General features: G+C 57.6%; 24 protein-coding genes, 1 pseudogene and 1 riboswitch. Of the genes and pseudogenes, 9 read left to right on the forward strand and 16 right to left on the reverse strand.

The annotated features are described in order from the left end of the window. The first annotated feature begins 39 nt into the window (after positions 1-39). Positions 40-546, forward strand: a complete 507-nt coding sequence (gene ubiT, locus ACNSOI_RS15285) for a ubiquinone anaerobic biosynthesis accessory factor UbiT (RefSeq protein WP_286251563.1) — start codon at positions 40-42, stop codon at positions 544-546. A 36-nt stretch (positions 547-582) separates the two neighbouring features. Here the strand turns inward: ubiT and ACNSOI_RS15290 are convergent, their stop codons facing one another. The 5 genes from ACNSOI_RS15290 to ACNSOI_RS15310 form a co-directional block, all read right to left on the reverse strand. Continuing rightward, positions 583-2,568 carry a putative bifunctional diguanylate cyclase/phosphodiesterase gene (locus ACNSOI_RS15290; protein ID WP_420194447.1) on the reverse strand — a complete coding sequence of 662 codons (1,986 nt, stop codon included), beginning with the start codon at positions 2,566-2,568 and terminating at the stop codon, positions 583-585. Between the two features lie 102 nt (positions 2,569-2,670). Then, positions 2,671-3,858, reverse strand: coding sequence for an NnrS family protein (locus ACNSOI_RS15295; protein ID WP_167392893.1), 1,188 nt, complete (start codon positions 3,856-3,858; stop codon positions 2,671-2,673). Next, entirely contained in the window at positions 3,851-4,837 is a 987-nt protein-coding gene (locus ACNSOI_RS15300; protein WP_106694732.1) for an ABC transporter substrate-binding protein, read from the reverse strand. Before ACNSOI_RS15300 ends, ACNSOI_RS15295 begins: the two co-directional genes overlap by 8 nt. Then, entirely contained in the window at positions 4,834-5,574 is a 741-nt protein-coding gene (locus tag ACNSOI_RS15305) for an ABC transporter ATP-binding protein (RefSeq protein WP_106694731.1), read from the reverse strand. Before ACNSOI_RS15305 ends, ACNSOI_RS15300 begins: the two co-directional genes overlap by 4 nt. Positions 5,575-5,584: 10 nt before the next feature. Continuing rightward, entirely contained in the window at positions 5,585-6,370 is a 786-nt protein-coding gene (locus tag ACNSOI_RS15310) for an ABC transporter permease (RefSeq protein ID WP_106694730.1), read from the reverse strand. 139 nt (positions 6,371-6,509) lie between these two features. Between ACNSOI_RS15310 and ACNSOI_RS15315 the strand changes: the two genes are divergently transcribed. Then, positions 6,510-8,579 (forward strand): TonB-dependent receptor plug domain-containing protein, encoded by a 2,070-nt coding sequence (locus ACNSOI_RS15315; protein ID WP_106694729.1) that lies wholly within the window; start codon positions 6,510-6,512, stop codon positions 8,577-8,579. Between the two features lie 32 nt (positions 8,580-8,611). Here the strand turns inward: ACNSOI_RS15315 and ACNSOI_RS15320 are convergent, their stop codons facing one another. Continuing rightward, entirely contained in the window at positions 8,612-9,454 is an 843-nt protein-coding gene (locus tag ACNSOI_RS15320; RefSeq protein ID WP_420194448.1) for an iron-sulfur cluster assembly protein, read from the reverse strand. Beyond that, the gene (locus ACNSOI_RS15325) at positions 9,438-9,596 is read right to left on the reverse strand and encodes a hypothetical protein (RefSeq protein WP_286251579.1); all 159 of its coding nucleotides are present in this window, start codon (positions 9,594-9,596) and stop codon (positions 9,438-9,440) included. The genes ACNSOI_RS15320 and ACNSOI_RS15325 overlap by 17 nt, the downstream gene beginning before the upstream one ends. A 100-nt stretch (positions 9,597-9,696) precedes the next feature. On the opposite strand from ACNSOI_RS15325, the gene ACNSOI_RS15330 reads away from it, so the two are divergent. Further along, positions 9,697-10,368, forward strand: a complete 672-nt coding sequence (locus ACNSOI_RS15330) for a hemerythrin domain-containing protein (RefSeq protein ID WP_106694727.1) — start codon at positions 9,697-9,699, stop codon at positions 10,366-10,368. 17 nt (positions 10,369-10,385) lie between these two features. Next, positions 10,386-10,844: a hypothetical protein gene (locus ACNSOI_RS15335; RefSeq protein ID WP_106694726.1), complete on the forward strand. Its 459-nt coding sequence runs from the start codon at positions 10,386-10,388 to the stop codon at positions 10,842-10,844. Between the two features lie 40 nt (positions 10,845-10,884). Here ACNSOI_RS15335 and ACNSOI_RS15340 read toward each other — a convergent pair whose 3' ends face one another. Next, positions 10,885-11,112 carry a hypothetical protein gene (locus ACNSOI_RS15340; protein ID WP_106694725.1) on the reverse strand — a complete coding sequence of 76 codons (228 nt, stop codon included), beginning with the start codon at positions 11,110-11,112 and terminating at the stop codon, positions 10,885-10,887. A gap of 198 nt (positions 11,113-11,310) precedes the next feature. Here ACNSOI_RS15340 and ACNSOI_RS15345 point away from each other — a divergent pair, with 198 nt between their 5' ends. Beyond that, a complete protein-coding gene (locus ACNSOI_RS15345) occupies positions 11,311-12,024 on the forward strand; it encodes a succinate dehydrogenase iron-sulfur subunit (protein ID WP_106695154.1) in 714 nt (237 codons plus the stop codon). A gap of 59 nt (positions 12,025-12,083) precedes the next feature. On the opposite strand, the gene ACNSOI_RS15350 is transcribed toward ACNSOI_RS15345, so the two are convergent. The 7 genes and pseudogenes from ACNSOI_RS15350 to ACNSOI_RS15380 all read right to left on the reverse strand — a co-directional run bounded on the left by ACNSOI_RS15350 (position 12,084) and on the right by ACNSOI_RS15380 (position 17,601). After that, positions 12,084-12,392 (reverse strand): hexameric tyrosine-coordinated heme protein, encoded by a 309-nt coding sequence (locus ACNSOI_RS15350; protein ID WP_244178244.1) that lies wholly within the window; start codon positions 12,390-12,392, stop codon positions 12,084-12,086. A gap of 95 nt (positions 12,393-12,487) precedes the next feature. Beyond that, entirely contained in the window at positions 12,488-13,066 is a 579-nt protein-coding gene (locus tag ACNSOI_RS15355) for a methyl-accepting chemotaxis protein (RefSeq protein WP_420194449.1), read from the reverse strand. Positions 13,067-13,174: 108 nt separating this feature from the next. Continuing rightward, a complete protein-coding gene (locus ACNSOI_RS15360) occupies positions 13,175-13,558 on the reverse strand; it encodes a DUF488 domain-containing protein (protein ID WP_420194450.1) in 384 nt (127 codons plus the stop codon). 13 nt (positions 13,559-13,571) lie between these two features. Then, positions 13,572-14,276: an anaerobic ribonucleoside-triphosphate reductase activating protein gene (locus ACNSOI_RS15365; RefSeq protein WP_420194451.1), complete on the reverse strand. Its 705-nt coding sequence runs from the start codon at positions 14,274-14,276 to the stop codon at positions 13,572-13,574. Position 14,277: 1 nt separating this feature from the next. Then, positions 14,278-14,424, reverse strand: coding sequence for an anaerobic ribonucleoside-triphosphate reductase (gene nrdD, locus ACNSOI_RS15370; RefSeq protein ID WP_420194452.1), 147 nt, complete (start codon positions 14,422-14,424; stop codon positions 14,278-14,280). Beyond that, positions 14,417-16,168, reverse strand: a pseudogene (locus tag ACNSOI_RS15375) (ribonucleoside triphosphate reductase); the annotation flags it as partial. The gene nrdD and the pseudogene ACNSOI_RS15375, both read right to left, overlap by 8 nt. 149 nt (positions 16,169-16,317) lie before the next feature. Then, a riboswitch (cobalamin riboswitch) is annotated at positions 16,318-16,521 on the reverse strand. 60 nt (positions 16,522-16,581) lie between these two features. Next, complete coding sequence (locus ACNSOI_RS15380) at positions 16,582-17,601, reverse strand: AraC family transcriptional regulator ligand-binding domain-containing protein (protein ID WP_420194453.1); 1,020 nt, start codon at positions 17,599-17,601, stop codon at positions 16,582-16,584. A 128-nt stretch (positions 17,602-17,729) separates the two neighbouring features. Between ACNSOI_RS15380 and ACNSOI_RS15385 the strand changes: the two genes are divergently transcribed. Genes ACNSOI_RS15385 through ACNSOI_RS15400 form a run of 4 tightly spaced genes read left to right on the forward strand, consistent with a single transcriptional unit; the run spans position 17,730 to position 22,015 of the window. After that, positions 17,730-18,854, forward strand: a complete 1,125-nt coding sequence (locus ACNSOI_RS15385; protein WP_420194454.1) for an acyl-CoA dehydrogenase family protein — start codon at positions 17,730-17,732, stop codon at positions 18,852-18,854. Beyond that, on the forward strand, positions 18,851-20,233 hold the full coding sequence (locus tag ACNSOI_RS15390; protein WP_420194455.1) for an acyl-CoA dehydrogenase family protein: 1,383 nt from the start codon (positions 18,851-18,853) through the stop codon (positions 20,231-20,233). Before ACNSOI_RS15385 ends, ACNSOI_RS15390 begins: the two co-directional genes overlap by 4 nt. A 2-nt stretch (positions 20,234-20,235) precedes the next feature. After that, positions 20,236-21,027 (forward strand): acetoacetate decarboxylase family protein, encoded by a 792-nt coding sequence (locus tag ACNSOI_RS15395; RefSeq protein ID WP_420194456.1) that lies wholly within the window; start codon positions 20,236-20,238, stop codon positions 21,025-21,027. Between the two features lie 16 nt (positions 21,028-21,043). Next, positions 21,044-22,015, forward strand: coding sequence for a carbon-nitrogen hydrolase family protein (locus tag ACNSOI_RS15400; RefSeq protein ID WP_420194457.1), 972 nt, complete (start codon positions 21,044-21,046; stop codon positions 22,013-22,015). 9 nt (positions 22,016-22,024) lie between these two features. Here the strand turns inward: ACNSOI_RS15400 and ACNSOI_RS15405 are convergent, their stop codons facing one another. Then, a complete protein-coding gene (locus ACNSOI_RS15405) occupies positions 22,025-23,356 on the reverse strand; it encodes a ferric reductase-like transmembrane domain-containing protein (protein ID WP_420194458.1) in 1,332 nt (443 codons plus the stop codon). Positions 23,357-23,534: the final 178 nt, after the last annotated feature.

Raw genomic sequence — 23,534 nt, forward strand, 5'->3', positions numbered from 1 at the left:
GATACTCTGGGCGGGTTGTCGTCCTGCCCGGAGTTGAACATGGCCTTTTCACTGCCTCCCATCGCGTCTTTGCACAGCCCATTACTGGAGCAATCCATCGCGGTTCTGAAAGAATACCTGCCCTCCCCGACGCCACTACTGGACACCATCGACCGCAACGTGCCCGTTAGCTTCAAACAACTGGTTGCCGAAGCCCCGCTAAACCGGCTGTTTGCAGAAGCGCTGGCTGAGGGCGAATTCGATGATTTTGAAGGCCGCACAATTCGGCTGGAAGTGAACGGTGGTCAACCAGGCATTACCATCGGTTTCTGGGCAGGCCGGCTTCGCGTTGTGGAAGGCCCAGGCGAAGCGACCATTCGGGGGTCCCTGGCAGCCTTCAAGACCTTGGCAGAGCGCCGGCAAGACCCGGACCAGCTGTTTTTCCAGCGGCGCCTGGTGATTGAGGGGGATACCGAGCTGGGGCTGGCTTTGAAGAATCTTCTGGATAGTCTGGAGTGGAACTTTTCGGTACGCCAGCTACTTAGTCACTCTCGTAGTTGCGCTTGAAATTTTCAAAAATCCAAGGAATTGGCAACTGAGACGTTAGAGCACCCCATCGTCCTGCCACTCCGGAAAGGTTTTCCAGTTGGTGACCCATTCCAGGAGGCGGTCCGGCTCTACAGGGGGAGACATCGCATAACCCTGGGCCTGCTGGCACCCCAGCGACAACAGAATCTGGCCCTGCCTGATCGTTTCAACACCCTCAGCAATGATCTGTTTTCCAAATACACCTGACAGCCCGACAATCCCCCGAAGTATTGATAGGTTCTCGTGACTTCCGTCAGCCCCGGAAACAAACTCGCGATCCACCTTGAGCGTGTCGACAGGGAGTCGTTTCAGATATGATAACGATGAATAGCCCGTACCAAAATCGTCGAGCGAGAAACGAACGCCAAGCTCCCGACACTCGTTGATGGTCTGGACAGCCCTGTCCAGCTCCCCCAGGGCAGCCGTCTCGAGGATTTCCAGATCCAGCCTGGCAGGGTCAATCTGCGGGAACTCTGAAAGGATGTGCTTAAGCCGTTCTGGAAAATCACCACTCTGAAGCTGGAAAGCCGAGACATTGACGCTGACATTCAACTCTACGCCCTGCTTGTCCCAGCGCTGCATTTGCTGAAGAGATTCCCGCAACACCCACTCGCCAACCTGAACGTTCAGGGCATGATGTTCTATGCCTGGCAGAAAATGAATCGGTGACAACAAGCCTTTCTGAGCGTGTTGCCAGCGGATAAGCGCCTCAACGCCCAGTACTTCACCGGTCCGAAGGTTCACCTTAGGCTGATAAAACAGCCGAAACTCTTCATGACTGAGGCCTCTTCGAATGTCATCCAGTAACAATTGGCGGGCGTGGTACTGGTTTTGTTCACCTGCATCCAGATACAACCACCCGCCACGCATTTCATGCTTCGCACGATAAAGCGTGTTATTTGCCTGTCGCAACAGGATGTCAGCATCCTGAACTGCCTGATCAGGAAATAGAACAACTCCAGCCGTAAAAGTAACAGACACTCCTGCCCCATCAAGCTCAAAAGGCTGGCGCGCCGTCAACCGAAGGGCCTCGAGTCGGGATTCCGTCTGGCTGGCATCAGGCAGCAGAAGCGCAAATTCATCACCGCCAGTCCGGGCCAGACAGGCATCAGCCGGTATGGCATCAAGCCAGCGCCGTGCCAACAGGCCAAGTAAACGGTCTGCGGCATCCTCCCCAAGGCACGCGTTCAGATCAATAAAATGATCGAGGTCGATGGACACCAAAGCTGCCGGGTTGTCTGCCCTCTCTGCTTCCGCCATGCAGTCGCGGATTCTTCGAATGATCCCGTTGCGATTCCAGAGGCCTGTCAGGGCATCGTTGTAGGCCAGGGTTTCAAGGTGCTGCTGATATTCGCTGGCCTGTTCTTCCAGAGCCTGACTCAAGCGTTCGTTCTGGATTCGCTGCAAATCGTCTTCGGCCCTGTGGCGCGCCATTTTTTCACGCATCAACTGAATGGTGCTTGAAGACAATTTGCCGTAAATCTCCAGAAGCGCATTAACCAGCACAGATACCGAACCGCTGAGTTCTGAGTCCACCCGGTCCCTGGCCTCATTTAACGCGTAGCCCTTTTCTACCATCTTGGCAGTGAGGGCCATGCGGCGATCAGACTCCAGAATATGAAACGCCAACCAACGAGTCAGAAAATCAAAAAGATTGGTCAGTATGTCTTCGTGGGGTTCGCCACTTTTACGCAATTCATGAATCTGAACAAAGAACATCTGGTGGGCATCGTGATGATTTCTGGCCATACCATCCTCACCCAGTGTCTTATTCCAGATCTTTTCCTCAAACTGGAAGTGAAACGCGGCATAGGAAAGCAACTCATCAAGAACGTGGTCCGCGGAAAGTTCAGAGCTATCCGATGCGAAGTGCCAGGCAAGACGATTAAGGATATTAACCAGCACCTTGTGCTGCTCATCGATTTCCTGAATGCCGGTTTCGAAATTACGATTCCAGGGGAAAATTTCGAAGGCATCCGAGGTATCTGGTGCTTTGATCACGAAGTACGCTCTCCCAAAACGGACACTGCCACTTTGAGCATAGCGCAATCACCAAAATGTGCTCTTGCTAATTGTCATAGAACCGGGAATATCAGAGCACGATTACCCAGGCATTCCATCCGCCCTGGCGGTCACAAGAAAACGCCCGTAAGCGATTGCGTAAAGCAGATAGGAAACCAACCAGAGCACAAAGGGCAGCACGACGCCCGCCAACAGGTAGTACTCCGGCCACCAGACCGGTACAAACGTTCGCAACAGTGCCGTTGCGACCAATGCTACTAGCGCAGGCCAGATCAGCCACGGCAGCGCCAGCGACCTTCCGGTATGGCGCAGCCCGGCAATACAGAACACAGCAAGAATTGCGGTACCCGCTGCACCGGCCGACAAGGCATGGCGGCCGGTGTAACCGGGCAAGGTGTCGATGAGTGCGGTGACACCCACCAGAACCAGCCCGACCACCATCCACAGATACGCCAGCGTCAGCAGCAACAGGTATAACCGGGTCATCGCCCTGCCCCACGGCCATTCACTCAGGCGGTCGGCCTGGGCTGCCGCGGCAGCGAGGGCAATCCAGCCGGTAACCACGTGACCGGGAGCCCAGAAATCCGCAATCACAAACAGAATCAACGCGGCCACCGCCAGATGCTCCCGGGCAGGTGTTAATCGACCAGGGCCTGAAAAGCCAATTTCCTTTCGTGCCTCCATGGCCACCACACGGACAATGCGGGTAGCCGTAAGGGCAATCAGTACCAGCAGCAGATTGACGGTGGTGTTAAGCACCGCCACCGGAGTGATCGTGCCAGTGACCTCCGGCCACAACCAGGCCGTATAGAAAAGCACCTGAACCAGCACATAGCCGATCAGTGCCATGCCGATACTCAGGTGTCGGCGGCCAGCCTCGGACAGCAAGGCCGGGGCCGCCCAGAGTATCAAAACAAGAGGCAAGGCAAGGTTCACAATGGCCACCAGCCAGCCCGGTATCAGGGCGGATAACCAGAACAGCAATCGCCCCGCCAGCCAGAGCAAAACCAGGGCTGCCAGCGACTTACCCGCGATGGGTGTCACACTGGCCCAGGACGGTATCGAGGTCAGCAGAAACCCTACCAGAGCTGCACTGACAAACCCGAACAACATTTCATGGCCATGCCAGGCCAGCGGAGGCAGCGCCATGGGCAAGGTGAATTGCTGCATCAGCGCACCAATCCAGGGCAGAAGCGCAATTGGTGCGTACAGGGCACCTAACAGGAAAAAGGGCCGGAAGCCGTAAGCCAGCCAGGGATGGTCAAACATGGTAGAAATCCGCATCCGGCAACTTGCCTCCAATGAACCCAGACGACAATTCAGACAGTGCCGAGAAAAAGTCCTCCAGAGCTGGCCGGGCTTCCTGCGCATTGACCATTTTCAGCGCGGTGCGGGCAATCGCTCCTTCATACACCTGACGGCTCAGGGGCGACCGATCCGCCCCCAACCTCGCCGCTGCCTCCGACTCACCGACTACCCAGTCAACCGCCCGGCCAATGGCCGCTTGCAGCGCTGCAACCTGCTCGGGTGCCTGCTCCAGCAACTCCCGCCGGCAGAGTACCCCTGCCTGGGGCAGCAGTGGCTCACCACCGGCCAGCCGCGCCCACTCCTGCTGAAGATCCAGCTCATTAGGTGACTGCCCGAACTGCATGCTCTGTAGCCGGGTTGCCGTGCGCATGGGTTCTGGCAACACCGCAGCGTCCAGGCGTTGCGCCACATACATCTGTACCGTCTCGAACGGGCTGGACTGATAGCTCACCCTGACGTCACGCCCCACTTCCAGGCCGGCCTTACCGAGCAAGTAGCGGAACACCAGATCCGGCATATCCCCGCGCCAGGGCACGCCCACATGCCTGCCAGCCAGATCTTCCATCTTCGCCAACGGGCCTTTCTGCTCGAGGCCCAGCATGCCCAGGGTGCCCCACACATTCACGTTCATCAGCACCACGGGTACGCCACGGTTATACAGGTTGGCGGCCACATTGGTTGGGGTCGCCGTCACCATCACTTCGGCCCGGGCCAGCCAGGCCCGCAACTGATCCGGGTCTTTCCAGTCCAGAAGTTCCCGTTCAGGGATCAGGTTATTCAGCTCCGGATCTTCCAGCGCCCGGGCCAGGATCACCTGGGGCAAGCCAAGAGGTGTAGCTGCAATCAGTTTGCCGGGTTTGGCTGCAAACGCCCTTTGTAGGGGAACGGCTGAAATCAAAGCCGAACAGGCCGCCAGTTTGAGCAGTTCACGACGATTCATGCCACCTCCGAATCCGGATGAAACAGAAAACTCTCGCTGACCACCGGTTGCCTCAGCAGGTGGCCAGCTTCTTCATACAGCCAGGCATGGCTGCGTTCCCGGTAAGGGGTGGTGACTGGATGTTCAAACACCACGGTACCGGGCGAGCCGGAAACGACAATAATTCGATGGGCCAGACGCAGGGCTTCAGTGAGATCGTGAGTCACCATCAAGGTTGCTATACCCTGATCGACCACAAGCCGTTCCACCAGATCCTGGGCTTCGCTGCGCAGCCCCACATCCAGGGCACTGAAAGGCTCATCCAACAGCAGGAAATCGGCGCCTACGGCCAGCGCCCGGGCCAGAGCCACCCGCTGTTGCATGCCACCGGACAACTCGTGGGGAAAATGCTCGTCATAATCTGAAAGCCCTACCTGATCGGCCAACTCTTTCGCCTGCGTCAGTCGATCTCGCCGAGGCACGCCCCGGGCTTTCAGGCCCAGGGCAATGTTGTCGAGCAGCCGCCGCCAGGGCAGCAACCGGGACTCCTGGAATACTGCCGCGGTGGTTGTAAAGTGATTTCTCACCTGTCCCGAAGTAGCCGCAAGCACCCCCGATGCCAGACGCAACAGGCTGGTTTTTCCGCAGCCGGACGGCCCCACCAGGCACACGGATTCACCTGGTGCCACCTGAAGATCCACGCCGGACACAATGGTGTTCGGGCCAAGATCCAGTGAAACCTTTTGCAGCGTCAGCATCGCAAACTCCTCAGCCCGGCATGGCAGGGCCTTTGACCTGCCGCCAGGGTTCCATTTTTTTCTGCAAGGGGCGCAGAAATCCGTGTTCGGCCACCAATAGCAACACCACGACCACCAAAATCCAGGCCATGGCACCGGCAGTGTCCAGGCTCACCCGGGCCATGGCCATGCCCGCCCCTACCCCATCTTCTGTGGCAAACAATTCCGCCATTACGGTGACTTTCCAGGCCACCCCCAGAGCGGTAATCAATGCCGGGAATACGTAGGAAACAATGTGGGGCAGATAGAAATCCCAAAGGCGCATGGCAAAGGGCACGCGGAACACATCGCCCATCTCCTGCAGGCGCTGGTCCAGGGTCCGGGCCCCGATCTGAGCACCGGCGAAAGCGACAGGAATGGTGGTGGCCACCACCGTGTAGATCGCTGCCAGGGAGCCGCTGCCGAACCACAACAGTGCCAGCACAATCCAGGCGATGGGCGGTATGCCCAGAAGTACCGTTGAAACCGGCTCCAGCGCTCGGCCAACCGTGTGGGACAACCCTGCAATAAGGCCCAGAGAGACACCAGCCAGCGCAGCAATGGCAAAGCCGGTCATGGCCCGCCAGGTGGTGGCCCAAACGGCCGTCCAGAGCTCACCGTTGTCGGCAAAGCCTACGATGGCCGATAGCGCATCCCGCGGGCCGGGGAGCAAAAAGCTACCGTATGACAAACTCCCCCACTCCCAGAGCGCCACGAATAATAAAACTCCGGTAAGGCTGCCACCCCAACCCAGACCACTGCGAATCAAACTACCCATACACTCACACCCTGCAATAACTGACATGAGTGTACCCGCACGAACACAAACTCCTGTTGATGAAAATCAAATACGAATCAGTTTCATTTGCAGTATATTGCGAACCATTCTCAACCGTAAGCAGTTATCGGAGAACTCCATGAATCGACGCCCCCATCCACTGGCTTTAGCCATCTTTGCCTTTTCCGCTTTACCCGCAGCACACGCTGCAACCGGCCATTCTTCAGAACTTAAGGAACTGGTCGTAACCGCCAAAGGCTACGAATCCGACACGCTGGAAACCGCGAGCGCAACAGAGCGTTTAACCACGGACCACACTGTCGCTTCAAAAACCGCCGGCGATCTCTTCCGTGGCAAACCCGGTCTGGCGGTCCAGGGCGATGGCGGCGCCTGGGGTGGTAACCCGGTTATTCGCGGCCTGAAAAAGGAGAGTGTGGTACTTCTGGTGGACGGTGTCCGCCTGAACTCTGCCCAGCCCCAGGGGGCCATTGCATCCCTGGCAGACATGAGCCTGCTGGAAACCGTCGAAGTGGTCAAAGGCCCGGCCTCGGTACTGCATGGCACCGGCGCCATGGGCGGCGCTATCAACCTGCGGACTCCAGAGGCGACTTTCTCAGAACAACCTGAAGCCCATGGTCGATTCTCCGGCAGCACTGGCACGGTGGACAGCAGTCTGGCCGGCGGCGCCCTGCTGGAGCTTTCCAGCAAGAACCACGGCCTTGTCATCGGTGCCGCCGCCAAAGATGTGGACGACTATGAAACACCCGACGGTGATGTTGAAAACAGCGGCTTCCGCTCGGAATCCTTTCTGGCGAAATACGCTTTCAGGTTAACCGACAACCAGAAACTGACCCTGAACCTGCAGAACCATGAAGACCGGAAAGTCTGGTATCCGGGGTCTGCCAAGCCCGGCCCGGGCGGCAACGGAACCCTGACGATCCATTCGCCCAAGCAGAAGCGCACACTTGCGGAGCTTGGCTACGAGGCCGGTATCGGTACCGGTACCCTGGAGACCAGCATTTATCGGCAGGAAGTGGACCGGCAAATCCGCGCCTGGTGGGATTTCAAGGAGCGCAACCAGGTGTGGAACGATGTCAGTTTCCGCACCGACGGTGTTAAAGCGCAGTACAGGTTGCCTGTGGGTGATAACCACCTGGTCACGGTTGGGGCCGAGGGCTGGGAAATGACCGGTGACCCTGAGCGTTTTACCTACAACCCGCCCATGTCAGATAACGCTGTTGCCAACTCACCCTTCCGGGATGGCGAAATCGAGAGTCGGGGCCTGTTCGTGCAGGATGACATCATGGCCGGCAACTGGAACATACAGCTCGGTGCACGCTATGACAAAGTGACAGGCGATGCACGGGTGGTGGGCAACGGACCGGCAGCCAGAACCGAGGGGTTAAAGAACACTTCCGAAACGCTGTCCTGGTCTGCCGGTGCCATCTACAACCTGAGCGACATGGTCAATCCTTACCTTAATATCGGTACCGCCTACCGTGCACCTGACATGCGCGAACGCTTTGAAGATGCCACCCGGGGTGACGGGTTCTTCCACCGTGGTAACCCTCAACTGGATCCGGAAAAATCCACCAGTGCGGAAGTTGGCCTGAAAGGTCGCGGCCGTCTGGGCCAATACCAGGTTGCAGCCTTCTACACCCGGATTGATGACTATATTGCAGGGCGTATCACAGGCCAGAACCACCCCCAGAATAACCTGCCCATCAAACAGACCGAGAACCTGGATGAAGTGGTCATCTACGGTGCCGAAGCCGGTTTCGTGATGCCACTGGAAGCCCTGAACACCACCGCCCCCGCCATCGACCTGGATGGCAGCCTGACCTGGCTGCGGGGTAAAAACAAACAGGACAACGAGCCGCTGTACCAGATGCCGGCACCGGAACTGACCCTGGGACTGGGCCAGCAAAACCGCCTCGGCTTTAACTGGCATGGGCAAGTGCGAGCGGTAGCCGAACAGGATCGGACTGCCGATGTCTTTTCCAACGGCACGGAAAACAGCACCCCCGGCTATGCAACTGTGGACGTTGAGCTGGGCTGGAACTTTGGCGCTACCGGCAGCCTCAGTGCACTGGAAGTCTCGGTTGAAGGCAACAACTTGCTGGACAAGCGTTATCGGGAGCACCTGACAGACGGCGGTATACTATCGCCGGGCCGGGGGCTGGTCGCTAAAGTCTCCGGCCGCTTCTGATTTCGATGAGCCGTGCCAGGGAAGGCAGCGGCTCAGATCATACCAAGCTCGAGGCGCGCTTCCTCATCCAGGCTGTCATAACTCCAGGGCGGATCGAACACGATATCCACCTGACACTCCTGTACATAAGGCACCTGCAAGGTCTTGCTCCTGACATCATCAGCGATAATGTCGCCCATGCCACACCCCGGCGAGGTCAGAGTCATAGTGACCTTCACCAACTGTTTTTCCTGGTTGATATCCAGGCCGTAGACAAGACCCAGACTGACGATATTGACGGGGATTTCCGGGTCATATACCTGGCGCAGGCTGTCCCGGCATTGATCTTCACTGATCAGGCCATCCTCCGGTGGTTCAAACATGATGATATCAGTTTGCAGGCCCAACTGACGGGCCACCTCCGGAGACAAACGGTAAAGGTTACCCTCGTAGTTCACTGTAAAACTGCCGCCAAGTGCCTGAGTAATGGTGACCTCTGCCCACTCCGGGATCGTAAAGTCCGTTCCGTAGGGAACGCGCAAGGCAGGACAATCCTGAGATACCGTGAAGGTTTTGGGTGGTTTTGCCGGCTTCTTGCTGTTCGGGGCCTTAATGGTCAGAGTCTGCAGCTTGCCTTCGCCATGCACACCAATTTCCATATCTTTGAGGTAAGGCACACTGGAGGCATCAAAGAACAGGGTCAGATCTTCAAAATCCCGACGGATATCATTGGCGGACTCCTCTCCCGGCGGGCAGAAGGCCAGGCACGCTTCTGCCTGAGAGGTACCGCCCTTATCCACATACACTCTGGCGGCCATACCCGGCACCTCCTGCTTTGCCAACACCGCATTCAGATAGTCGCGGGCAGCCGGTGTTACTTCAGCGTTGATCTCCACAGTTCACCACCTCCCGCTCTCTCTGTTTTTCCCGAAGATATTTCGCCCAGTTGGATTTGCATTCATCCCGAACCAGCTCCAGCCAGCTCAGGTGCTGCGCCCAGAGCTCTTCTTTTATGTGTTCCGGCTTACTGCACGTCATCACCATCTCCTCCCTCACACGACAAGAAAATGAGAATAATTCTTGACTATATGTAACATGTATTTTATATGTATTTTAAAGCAAGAGAGGAGGATGAGCAATGAACTATCAGGATATTCTTGGACGCTGCAGCGAAACCACTGTCAGCCAGCTGGCAAGCAGAAGCCCGGAAACACTCGACGTGTTCCGCCGATACGTGCCACATATCGACAAACACCGTCAGGCCACCGTGGAAATGGTCGCCTCCATTGCCAATGTTGAACCAGGGCAGTTATGCCAGGAGCTGTTTGACACAGTCATGGAGCAGACATCTATTGAAGAGCTGGATACTGACGTACTGCTGGAGCTGATACTGCGGGGGTACGATGCTGCTCACCTCGCAAAACTGCCCGAAATCCACCGGCTCGCCCGCAAGATTGAAGCGGTTCACAGAGCCAACCCGGACGTACCGAAAGGCATCACGCTGGCGGTCAAAAAGCTGGAGCGCCTGCTTCGAGATCATATCGAGAAGGAGAACACTCACGTACTGAACCAGATGGCGCATGACCAGCCCCCACGCCCGGAAACGCCCATCGCCCAAATGAACGAAGAACATTCAATCATCAAAAAACAACTGAAAAAGCTCCGCGACATGACCAGAAACTACCGGGCACCGGAGTCGGCATGTCGTTCATGGAGGCGCTTCTACCATGAACTGAAAGCTCTGGATTTCAGGCTTTCCGAACAAATCTACCTGGAGCGGGATGTACTGTTCCCGCGTTTTCAGTTCTGAACAGAGGGGACAGAATTATGGCCTTTAAACAACTGAAAAACCTGATCGAGTGGATAACCGAATACCACGAACTGCTCGAAAAACAGTATGAGATGCTGGCTGAAGTGCAGGAAGACGAACGTATGCAAATGGCGCTCAGTTTTCTTGCAAGTCGGGAGCATCGCCAGGCGGAAGCCATGGAGGACTTCCTGCAGGATACCGACGATGATTTGATGGACGCCTGGCTGGTTGACTCTCAGGATTTCGAAAGCCGCCGGATCCCGGACCGGATACCAGCCTGTACAGGGTGCCATGACATACAGGATGTTCTGAAGAACATCCTGGGTTCACACAAAACCCTGACGGAAATGTATGAACTGCGCGCCAAACTTGCCCAGAATAATCGTGAGGCGGAACTCTTCAGGGAGCTGGCAGCCAACCAACAGGCAGAAGCCCGCCTGCAATCCAGGGATATTGGGCGGCTGGAAATGTACTAACGACGCACCACCAACGCTTACGGTCCGCATGAAACCCCGGTCAAGCCGGGGTTTCGTTTTTCTGAAGATACTCCCGGTATACCTGGATGGAGGCCATCAGGCTTTCCCGATAAGCGGCACCGTATTGATTGCCACAGGAATCCGATTCCCGAATGGCAGACTCGTACTGGGCAATACCCTGATGAGCAAAGACCAATGCCGCTGCCCTACCATCACGGTTCTCAACAAAGGCCAGCCTTTGCCATTCCCGACTCTCCCGGGTATCCATCCGTTGCCTCCTGGGTTACTTCACCGCTTGATGCAGCATAGCTGGTGTGTGTTCGGCGTTAAACACTTCCGTGCAGCGCGAGAATGGCACAAGTTACACCTGCGTTTTCCCACCGTCTAATACTCCAAACACACTTTCCTCTGCTAACCTGACATTAAACTAATACAGGAAATGAATCATTTTCTGGAGAATAGCAAAATGTCTGCCTTTATCGCTCGTGTGTATCGCTACAACCCGGAACAGGATGACGCCCCTTACAACCAGGATATCCAGGTCGACGGTGAATTCCGCAATCGCATGGTGCTCGATGTCCTGGAACACCTGAAAACCCGAGATGTTACACTGGCCTTCCGTCGCTCCTGTCGGGAGGGCGTGTGTGGCTCAGACGGTCTAAACATCAACGGCCGTAACGGGCTCGGCTGTATCACACGGGTAGAGGATGTGCTTGGGAAGAGGGGTATTCTCCAAATCCGGCCGCTACCGGGCATGCCGGTTATCCGGGATCTGGTGGTGGATCAGTCTCTGTTCTTTAAACAGTATGCCCGGGTACAGCCCTGGCTCATCAATGACAAGCCGGAACCGGCCATTGAACGCCTCCAAAGCCCGGAAGACAGAGCAAAGCTGGATGGCCTTTACGAATGTATTCTCTGTGCCTGTTGCACCTCAGCCTGCCCTTCATGGTGGTGGAACCCGGAAAAGTACATCGGCCCCTCCGGTTTGCTTCAGGCTTATCGTTTTCTGGTGGATTCGCGGGATACGGCCACCAGAGAGCGGTTGGAGAAGCTGGAAGACCCCTTTAGTGTATTTCGTTGCCGAGGTATCGGTAACTGCACGGCCTACTGCCCCAAGGGATTGAACCCCATGAAAGCCATCGGCCGAATCAAGGCGATGCTGGTACGGGAACAGGTTTGAGCACCGCAAGCCAGGCAAAGTAACCAAACTGGCGGCCCCGCAGCGGGCCGCCGCGTTGATTATTTCCAGTAATCGTTGGCCGCTGCAACCGTCTGGAAGTGAACCGCGATCACTTCTGATGCATGCATCAGGGCCTCACCATCCTCTGAATATTTTGCCCGCTCCCGGAACAGAACCTCTTTACTGGACTGGGTGCTTTTTACTCCCATTCGGGACAGCTTGATGGCTAGCTCAAAACCCTCCTGTGGGGTATCCGTAATCAGGCTGGGCAACCAGACGTCAGCTTTCTCCTCTGCCTGAATCACCATCGGTATGAGCATGGCCAGTGCGGCCAATACGGCGGCTAGCTGTTTTTTTGTTTTCATCATCAGAATCTCCTTGCATCTCATCAGTCAAAACCCTCTAAAGGGAAGCACCTCCATTAATGGACCATAATACAATTATTTTCAATGAATCTTTAAGATCATGGCGTTGCTACTAAAGATGCAGATTCGGCAGCGCCACACTGCCACCGTGGTTTATTCACGGCTTCATGGTACTGCTGATGATTGCCGGCCCGGGCGGCCTCAATGCTGGCGTTCAGAGCGAGTAGCGAAGTCTGGTCAGACACACCGTCAATAACATCCACCAGCGAAGTTATGCTTCCGGTTTCTGTTTCCAGCGCCTCCATCTGCCCGGCAGAACTCACTACTCTCTGGCGCGCTCCATCCAGACGCTGTACTAGCGTTGCCATGCCGTCGCGCACCTGGCCGGATTCATCCCGGGTTTTCAGGGCTTCACTGCGCCGGGAGCCGAGCAAATCCGACAACTCGCTGAAGGATCCTTTGAGTTCGCTCAGTGAGGAACTAAATTGACCAAGGCCTGCCATCAATCGGTGACCAAGCTCAAGTTCTGAGCGGGTCTTTACCAGCGCACTGCGCTCTTCTTCCAGTTCCACTTCCAGCCTGCGATTCTGCTCATCTCGCTCAGCATATGCCTTGTTCAATGCCGACAGCTCCGCTTCAAGCGCTTCCACACGCTTTGTGGACGGCCAAAAACCCATAATCTTACTCCAGCCCATTAATAATGATTCATATTCTATACATGTTTAAGATCGTGACAGTAAGGGTTTGTAACAACTGGCCCAACCCAAAGCGGATAGCGGATGGCTTCAGAGCGTTTCGTTCAGGATATAACCCCGCAGCGCCACCGCGTTGTTGTGCTCGGTGTCTTTGGCAGCAAACACCAGCGTTATGCGTTTGTGCTCATCAAGGATCTTCCAGAGTGTTTCCAGGTCCTCTGCGGCATCGTCGGACTGAAGCTCTTTCAGGTAGCTGTCGCAGAACTCCGGCCATTTGTCCGGATCATGGCCGAACCACTTACGCAATTCAGTAGACGGAGCAAGCCCTTTCAGCCAGTGGGCGATGTCGGCATCTTCCTTGGCAACGCCCCGGGGCCAGATGCGGTCTACCAGTATACGCGGGCCGTCTGAGCGGGCGGCGGTGTCGTAGGCTCGTTTGAGTCGGATATATATTAACGCTCTCCGATTGAACAAGTCTGCTCCCAGACTACTCCCGCATGTCGAGGGTTTCAAAAAGCGGAGTGAGTTTGTTACGGACGTTTTGCTTGTTTTCCATGCTCAGATACCCGGCCCCGATGGTGCCATTCAGCATCTGATCACTTCGGGCGATCTGCACCGCAAACCGGCGCACGCCCTGATCTGACAACTGCTCCCCCACGGTAATCACCTGCTCCGGTGACTGCAGGGCGCCATGCCAAGTCATCCGGCATTCAAAGTCCACGCCGGCCTTTTGCAGTGCGGAGATAGCCGCCCAGCTTTCCTGCCCGGCATGGCGGTTGGTGGTGATGATTTCATAGTCTGAAGGCAGCGCTTTGATGTCCAGGCCCACCCAGTCCAGCCAGGGCAACAGAGGTTCCAGCAGTTTCAGATGCGGGGCGCCGGTGTGCAGGCCGTTACGAAAACCCAGCTCGCGGGTTTGTTGCAGGGCGGGCAACAGCGCTTTCTGGATGGTGGGTTCGCCACCGCTGAATACCACGGCATCCAGTAAACCCTGCCGGCTTTTCAGGTGCTGGTGAGCTTTTTCCCAGGTTATTTTTTCGTCACCGGCTTCCAGTGGTATGAGATGAGGGTTATGGCAGTAATGGCAACGCCAGGGACAACCCTGCAGGAACAGGGTTGCCGCCAGGTGTTGCGGATAATCAACGGTGGAAAAGGCGGCCATGCCTCCAATCACCAGGTTATCCGCCGTCATTTCAACGCTCCCGGAAGTGGGTGCGTTCGCGATGCTCGGATTGCTTGCCTTTGTTAAAGGCTGAGACCGGGCGGTGGTAGCCCATTACCCGAGTCCACACTTCGCAGCGCTGGCGCTGGCTGTCACCGGGAAGTTTCTGGTTATCCATGCTGAACTCCTTCTTTGCTTTTTGGGGAAGTGCCGGCCGTTGCCAGCTGTGATAGCTGCCCGGCGAGCAACAGTTCGTCGCATTTCGGGCAGAATTCGTGTTCTCCGTTCAGATACCCGTGCACCGGGCAAATGGAGAAGGTGGGTGTGACCGTAATGTATGGCAGCCGGTAATTCTCCAGCACCGTTTTCACAAACCGGCCGCAGGTGGCGGCATCGCTGATGCGTTCACGCATATACAGGTGCAGCACCGTGCCGCCGGTGTAGCGGGTTTGCAGCTCATCCTGAAGATCCAGGGCTTCAAACGGGTCGTCGGTGTAGCCCACCGGAAGCTGGCTGGAATTGGTGTAATAGGGGGCATCCGGTGTACCTGCTTGCAGGATATCGGCAAACCGCTTCTGGTCTTCCTTGGCGAACCGATAGGTGGTGCCTTCGGCTGGGGTTGCTTCCAGATTATAGAGATGGCCGGTTTCTTCCTGGTATTGCTTCATCCGCTCCCGCACATGATCCAGTAGCTCCAGCGCAAAGGCCCGGCCCTTCTCGGTGCTGATATCTTCCTGATCACTGGTACAGTTGCGAATCATCTCGTTCAGGCCATTCACACCAATGGTGGAGAAATGGTTTCTCAGGGTACCCAGATAGCGTTTGGTATAGGGGAACAAGCCTTCCACCATCAGCCGGCCGATCTCCTGGCGCTTGGTCTCCAGGCTGTCCCGGGCCAGATCCATCAGCTCGTCCAGCCGGGCAAACAGTGCCGGCTTGTCACCTTTATAGAGGTAGCCCAGCCGGGCACAATTAACAGTGACCACCCCTAGGGAGCCGGTCTGTTCTGCTGAGCCGAACAGGCCATTGCCCCGCTTGAGCAGTTCCCGCAGGTCCAGCTGCAGACGGCAGCACATGGAGCGCACCATGTTGGGTTCCAGGTCCGAGTTGAGGAAATTCTGGAAGTACGGCAGGCCATAGCGGGCAGTCATCTCGAACAATCGCAGGGCGTTGTCCGATTCCCAGTTAAAATCCCGGGTGATGTTGTAGGTGGGAATCGGGAAGGTAAATACCCGGCCCTTGCTGTCACCTGCAGTCATTACCTCGATGTAGGCCTGGTTGATCAGGTCCATCTCGGCCTGCAGGTCGCCATAGCTGAACGGCATTTCCTCACCGGCGATAACCGGTATCTGTTCACGCAGGTCGTCCGGGCATACCCAGTCGAAGGTGATATTGGTGAACGGAGTCTGAGTGCCCCAGCGGGATGGCACGTTCAGGTTGTAGACAAATTCCTGGATACACTGGCGCACGGTGGCGTAATCCAGATTGTCCTTGCGGATAAACGGTGCCAGGTAGGTGTCGAAGGAGCTGAAGGCCTGGGCCCCAGCCCATTCGTTCTGCAGAGTACCGAGAAAGTTGACCATCTGGCCGATGGCACTTGAGAGGTGCTTTGGCGGGCCCGCCTCCACCTTGCCCGGCACGCCGTTCAGGCCCTCGTGCAGCAGCGTGCGCAAAGACCAGCCGGCACAGTAGCCGCTGAGCATGTCCAGGTCGTGGATGTGGAGGTCGGCTTCCCGGTGGGCCTGGCCAATTTCCGGGGTATACACCTCGTTCAGCCAGTAGTTGGCAATCACCTTGCCGGCAGTATTCAGAATCAGGCCACCGAGGGAGTAGCCCTGGTTGGCGTTGGCGTTCACCCGCCAGTCGCTGCGGTGCAGGTATTCACCAACAGTAGCGGAAATATCCAGCAAGGCCGGATCAACAGGGTGCGAGGTGGTGTGGGCAGACATCAGGTTCCTCCTGGAAGCGCGTCAGGTTGTCGCAATAGCTGCAGCAACGTTCGCGAATACAGGAGGCCAGGCGCGGGCGAGTGCCCGAGACATGATCAGCTGTTCACCCTGAGTCGCGAAGGTGCAGTGCTTGTGGTCCTGGCAGGTCTTCGGACTCAGGGGCGTGAGCCTTCCGGCTCTGCCTTACGTGGCGACTTCCCGGCTTGCGCCAGTGTCATCATGCCACGTTCGTTCCCCAATACCGCTGCGCGTCAGTTCCGGACTCTCACCGGATTCCTTGCCACAAACACAACATGTTGTGGCTTACCAAGACGAGAACACTATATACGCCGACAAATCTGGATTCAAGGAAATCCTGCAGGCTCTTGTCACTTTCACAGAATGGATTAAAAAGAGGGAGGCGGCACTCGGTAACCGCTTGGCGCCACGCCCTGCCATCGTTTGAATGCCTGGGAAAACGTAGAGGTATCACTGAACCCCAGCCGGATTGCAATGTCACTGATGGTCAGATCACTCTGCTGCAACAGCCGGCAGGCCTCAGCATTGCGGTACTGCTCTAACAGCTCCCGGAACGAGGCACCCTCCTGCTGCAAATGGCGCTTGAGGCTACGCTCACTCATAGCGAGATGTCGCGCCACTTCCGCCAGCACCGGCTTCTGCCAACGCCGGTCACGGAGAAACTGCTCAACCGCTGCTTTCACTCCGGCGTTAATCCGCCGATGCTGCATCAGTTGCCGGCACTGCTGCTCACACATGGCTGCCGTCACCGCATTGGCCTGGGGCAGACTGAGGCCCAGCAGGGACTTCGGGAACGCGGCTTCATTGCGGCTGGCACCATAATGAACCGGGCAGTTCAGGATCTGGGCAAAGGAGTCTCCCGGCATCTGGCTGCAAGCAAGCACCAGCCGCTCAATGTGGAAATCTTCGCCCACCAGCTCCCGAACCAGCAAGGCCGCGGCCACCATGTCCCGGGCCAGCACAAACTGGCTGATCTCCGGTTCCAGCGGTGCTGGCGTGAAACACAAAAACCCCTTACCGCCTTCTTCCCGGTAGCTGATACCACTGAACGCATAGGTCAGCGGCAGATAGTTCAGGGCCAGTGACAATGCCTGTGCTGCCGTGTTGCAGCACACCAGACCATAGCCCCACAAACCATAGGCAGAAAAGTGATAGCGATTGCCAAGAGCCGCCGCATGGCTTTGCGCATCCGGCACCTGAGCCAGAATGTTCGCGACCAGACGCAGCTCCTGGCGAGCCAGAATGTCGGTATTGGGATCGTTGAGGTCACCCTCGGCCAGCCCAGTTCCTGCCAGTAGCCGTGTCACACTGGCGCCCTGCGCCTGAAAGTAATCCACCATCAGCCGGGCACTGGTTATTCCGCGCCGATATTCATCGAAGTAGCTCATGGTATCGCTCCAGTCCGCAGGCATTTGGCCCGAAAACTAAAATTATTGACCCAGCCCCGCATTTGTTCCAGTCCGGAGTCAACGTAGTCTGAACCAAACCACAAAAACAATGATTACAGGTGCATAAAATGAGTCAAACCGCTGAAGACAGCGCAGACCTGGATCTATTTCTGGACGAAGCCAGGCGCTTTGTTCACAACCGCCTTCAGCCGGCGGTGTCACGTCACGAAACCCTGATTTCACCGCCACTACTGGCCGATATTACCCGCGAGGCCGCGAACCTCGGCCTGTTGCCCATGCCGGGGCAGGAAGCCGGCTATGGTCTTTGGGAGCAACCGGAGCAGGCTGCCAACACGGTCTTCAGCCTGGCTTTTCTGAAACTGACGGCCAGCATCAATGCCGGCGTCGCCTTCAGCTGGCACCGCTATGCACTCGCCGTCGCCGTTGCCCGTCACGCCAGCTTGAGCATCAGCAGCGAGCCCCTGGCCATCTCTCTGCAGCCAGGCGGTCATTATGGTTTGGCCCGGGGTGCCCTCGCCCGCTGGATTGCCAGTCAGCCCGGCGACGATGACCGGCATCTGCTGGCCGACTGGCTCGACTGGCGAAATCACCGTTGCTTGCTGCTGGCACCCGAAACCTGGACACAAGTGATCTTGCCCGTCTGGGAGAATGACACTGTGAACTGGCAGCTCTGCACCCGCGACCAGTTAATCTGCAAGGCGGCCGCACCCCAACACGGCCTGAACGAACTCGCCCTGTTTCCGATAAATGTTGGCGCAAAAGACAGCCTGACCGTTCCCTCCCCGGCCAACGAATACCCGGCTATCCTTGCAGCTGATGCCCTGGCACTGGCCAGCATAGCCAGCGGCATCAACCAGCATGGCTCTGCCCTGGCCCAGGATTACGCCAGCATTCGCCGCCAGGGCGGCACCATCATCCGCCAGCACCCGGCAGTTCAGCAGATGCTGTCGGATATAGCCCAGGCCCAGTGGCAGACAGACACACTGCTGCAGTCCCAGACCGACCCGGTCACTCAGCTGCACCTTGCCCAGGCCCTGATGATTCGACAACAGGCCCATATTCATTTAACCCACAGCGCCAATCAGGTGATGCAGGTGCATGGCGGCATTGGCTACATGCAGGATTGCGGCCCGGAAAAGTTGCTGAGAGACCAGAACACCCTGCGCATGATTGCCGGGGGCATCCGGGATATTCCACTGTTCATCAACGCCTGGCAGGAGACGTTACTGTGAGTACCCATCACCTTGTTGGCCACCTGCCGTCGGACCATGCCCTCGCCCCACACTGGCAGTTCGGCAAAATGCCAGCCATGGCCCGGGCCCTGGCTGACTATCGTCAGGACGACTTATGGGAAACCGATACCCGCAACCTGCCGGCCCCGCTGGCCAGGCTGCGACGCAGGGCCCGGGCTTTTGCCGAAACCCATATCGCCCCCCTCGCTCGGGAACTGGACCTTGCCCTCCACCTGCCGCCGGGAGAGTGTTCAGAAAAGGCCCGCGACCTTCTGAGCCTGGCCGGCCGGGAAGGCTGGTTGAGTTATTTCCTGCCTGCACCCATGGGCAGTATGGACTGGCGGCAGGGCCGGTTTCCGCCTGTCTGGCAGAGCGCCCTGGTGGTTGAGGAATTCAGCCGTGCCTGCGGCGGCCTGATGCTGCTGCTTTCTGCCCATCACCTTGGGTGCATGCCGCTGTTGTTGTCCGGCGACCTCAGCCTGATCCGCCGGCTCATGCTGCCGGTCTACCGCCAGTGCAAACAGGGTGACACCCACCTGATGGCTTTTGCCATCACCGAACCGGGCGCGGGCTCAGATGCTGAAGAGGGCCATGGAGCTGAACATTACCGCCCCGGGGTTGTTGCCCAACGGCAACCAGGCGGCTGGGTGTTGAATGGTCGCAAGTGTTACATCAGTGGCGGTGATCTGGCCCGCAGCCTGACCGTGTTCGCCGCACTGGAGGGCGAGGGCATGGAGTCCTGGACCTGCTTCTACGTATCGGCGGACTTACCCGGTTTCAAGGTGGCTCGCACCGAACTGAAAATGGGCATGCGCGCGTCCGGAGCAGCCGAGCTGGAATTCAACAATGTTTTCGTGCCCGACCAGAATGTCGTCGGCGGTTTGCGTAAAGGGTGGGCTCTGAACCGGGCCACCCTGAATGCCTCGCGCATACCGGTGGCCGCCATGGGTGTCGGTTTTGCCCGAGCCGCCACCGAAAAAGCCATCGCCTTTGCACGGGACTATCAACTCGGCGGCAAAGCGCTGATTCACTACCAGGATGTTCAGCAGACTCTGGCCACCATGGCGGCAGAAACCCGGGCCATCCGCAGTCTGGTCCATACCGAGGCCAGCCACGCCTGGCAGCCCCGGCAACTGACGGCCTCGATCTGTAAGTTCCATGCCACTGACCGGGCCCAGAAAGTCGTGGAAATGGCGATGGATCTGATGGCCGATCATGGCCCCGTTTACGAATCCGGTATCGAAAAAATCTTCCGGGACGTAAGACTGACCCGGATTTTTGAAGGCACCAACCAGATCAACCGGCAGGCTGTCATCGAAGACTGGCAGCCCTCGCTGCTCCCCCTTAACAACCCGAACTGGCAAACTGCAGGAGTTTAACCATGAGCAAGTGGCAACAAGACCCGTTCTTTCAGTACCCGCTGACCCCCTTCGAAACCAGCGAAGGCAAGGTTGACCTGCCTATCCTTTACTACGACAACTCCAATTTTCTTGGCATGTGGGAAGTGGATTACGCCAAAGCCGAGGCCCTGCTCGAAGGCCAACCGGTCAAACCTGTGCGGTTCCCCGGCAACAAGGCCGTAGTGGCCATCGCTTTCTATGAATACCGGGAAACCGCCGTTGCCAGATACAACGAAACCGGTATTGCCCTGGTCACTGTGCCAGAGAATCTCGAAATGCCCGCACATCCATGGCTCTCGCTATATCAATCCATGGATTCCCGCACCGAGGGCCTCACCATCATCGATTTGCCGGTAACCACAAAGCTGGCCCGTGCGGCTGGCCGTGATATCTGGGGATTTCCGAAATTCGTGACACCCATCGACTTCACACTCACGTCAAAGAACTTCAAAGGCATTGTCCATGACCCGGACAGCGAGGACACCATACTCACCCTCAGCGGCAACCCCGGACCCGGAATGCCGGGGCCCCAACTGGATCTGGTGCTTTACTCATGGCATAACAGCGAACTGTTACGCACCCAGGTGATCACCCGTGGCGGTGGCAAGGCATGCCTGCCGGGCAGTGTTCGCGCCCGGGTGGGCAGCAGCCAGCACCCGATGACCGAACGGCTCCGGTCCCTGGGCATTGATAACCTGAAGCCCCGGGTTGTTTTCCACAGCCACAAGCTTCAGCTGCGACTGTATGCCGGTGCGGCGATCCATCACTCATAAAAAGCAGAGACACAGCATGACGAAAACCCGGGTAGCTGCCCTACAGATGCAAGGGCGATTGGGTGACCTTAACTACAACCTGGATCATATCCGGGAGCTACTGGATGAAGCGGTTCACCAGAAGGCCCGGGTTGTTGCCGTACCAGAGTTTTTTACCACCCCGATTGTTGAAAACCCGAGACTCTGGGCCGCCAGCCTGCCGACCGAAAACCCGGCGCTGGATTTACTCCGAGAATACGCCACCGACCATAACCTGCTGGTGGGCGGGTCCTATTTGGAGCACCGGGGCACGGGCAAGTCTGCCGATGTCTACAATTGCTACACTCTGGTGCAGCCTGATGGCACCGTCAGCCGGCATGACAAAGACCTGCCCACCATGATCGAAAATGCCTACTACACCGGTGGCAGTGATCATGGCCTGCACGACACAGCATTTGGGCTGGTCGGCACTGCCGTATGCTGGGAAACCATTCGCACCGGCACCGTGCATCGGCTCAAAGGCAAAATCGACTTCGCCATGACCGGCAGCCACTGGTGGTCGCCGCCATTCAACTGGCCAGTTCTGAGGGGTTTTATGGACACCATGGCCAGCATGAATGCCGACTACATGGCAGCGGCACCGGGTCAGTTTGCGCGCATGCTGGGCGTTGCCAACATTCACGCGGCACACTGCGGCCCGCTGGAAGGCACCATCCCGATGGCACCTTTCGGCCTGCCCTCTCCCCGATATCAGGGAGAACTGATGGGAGAGGCGCAGATTATCGACCATACAGGCAACCGGCTGGCCCGCCGCCACCGCCAAGAAGGCCCCGGGGTCATTACCGCCGACCTGGAGTTGACGCCCGGAGAGCCCTCACTGGAAACGCCCGAGCGCTTCTGGATTCCAGAGCTCGCCTGGCACTTCCGGTTCTTCTGGCAGCAGCAGAACTGGTGTGGGCGTAGTCTGTATCAGAAAGCTCGGAAGCAAGGCTGGCTCCAGCACCAGTAAGCGCAGCCCTCAACGCATATCAAAAAACTCCCGGTGCATCCGTTTCGCCGGCATACCCCATTTCCGGAACTGGCTGAACAGGGTCTTGGCCAGACCTACCGGACCGCAGAACCAAAGGCTGGCCTGCTGCCAGTCGGGCACGGCATCCCGGATTTCCTCCGGCGTCAGTCGGCCTTCGGTGCGACTGCATCGAATGACCAGGTTAACGCCCGCGGCTTCGGCATCCGCCCGCAACTTGGCCAGGGCCTCTTCGCTGACATCCGCGGTGGGGTGGAACAGGTAAACAGCGCGGTTGTCAGGACAACCCGCCAGGCGTCCCATCCGGGCAATAAACGGCGTAATACCAATACCCGCCCCCACCCAGATCTGGGTGCGGCAATCATCTTCAAAATCAAAGCCGCCATAGGGGCCCTCCAATGCAATGGGCATGCCCTCACAGATCCGGCGGCTGGCCCGGCGGGTGTGATCTCCCAGTTCCTTGACCACAAATTTCAGGCACCGGGTTTCCGGATTCCAGTCTGATGCAATGGTGTAAGGGTGCGGGCCTTCCGCCGCATCCGAGGTGATAAAGGCAAACTGCCCGGGGTTGTGACCGGACCAGCCCTGTGCAACCTTTACCAGAAATTCGAAGACTTTCAGGTCAGGATAGTGGGCCACGGAAACCACCTCACCAGATACCTTTCGGGCTTTACCCGGCCAGCCGGCCAGCAGCAAGACTGCTGCCACGCTGCCAGCCACAACAGCGACCTGAGTCAGCCAGCCAATGGGCGCTGCCCAGTAATCAAACTCCATCAGGATAAAGCTGTGCCAGGCCAGGGGCAGGAACACCACCGCCAGCAGCTTGTGGGTTTTACGGAACAGGTGGTAGGGAAAAGCCTTCACCAGCGCCAGCACAATCAGCACGGCAGCCGCATAGAAGGCCCATTCGCCCAAAGTTTCTGCCAGCCCCCGCTGGCCGCGGAACCAGGCTTCAAGGCCGGTGAGTTGCTGCCCGGCCCCTTTGCCGGCCGGCTTCTCCAGCCAGCCCCAGCCCACCATCCACTTGGTGCCCTGCGCCCACCACCAATGCAGCGTGGCCAGCACCAGCGAACCAATGCCCAGCCATTTGTGCAGCCGGTACACCTTGTCCAGGCCACCAACCCAACGTTCCAGGACCCGCAGCCGCAACGCCAGCACCAGGGCCGCCGCCATCATGACCACCGCCAGGATGCCGGAATACTGCACAAACACCGACCGGAACGGGAAGTAAGCAAACGGGCTCACCCAAAGGCTATCGGCTGCGAACCAGACAGCACTGACGACTGCAACCAGCCCCCAGAAAAACAACGGAATACGCGACATGACAATTTCCTCTGCGTCGCCATCAACAAATAGCAAACTACGCTTACCACCGGTCGTAATGCTTGAGGTAAATCAAACCGGGTGACCTTTACACGGCTTTTACCTACACCCTGAACCACGGCTTGTTCACCTTGCTTCTTGCGTAATCGGCAATCACCTACCAGAATAAAGCAATTGA

This window comes from Marinobacter sp. GH_1 (assembly GCF_048595985.1).
In the GTDB taxonomy this organism is placed as follows: domain Bacteria; phylum Pseudomonadota; class Gammaproteobacteria; order Pseudomonadales; family Oleiphilaceae; genus Marinobacter; species Marinobacter shengliensis.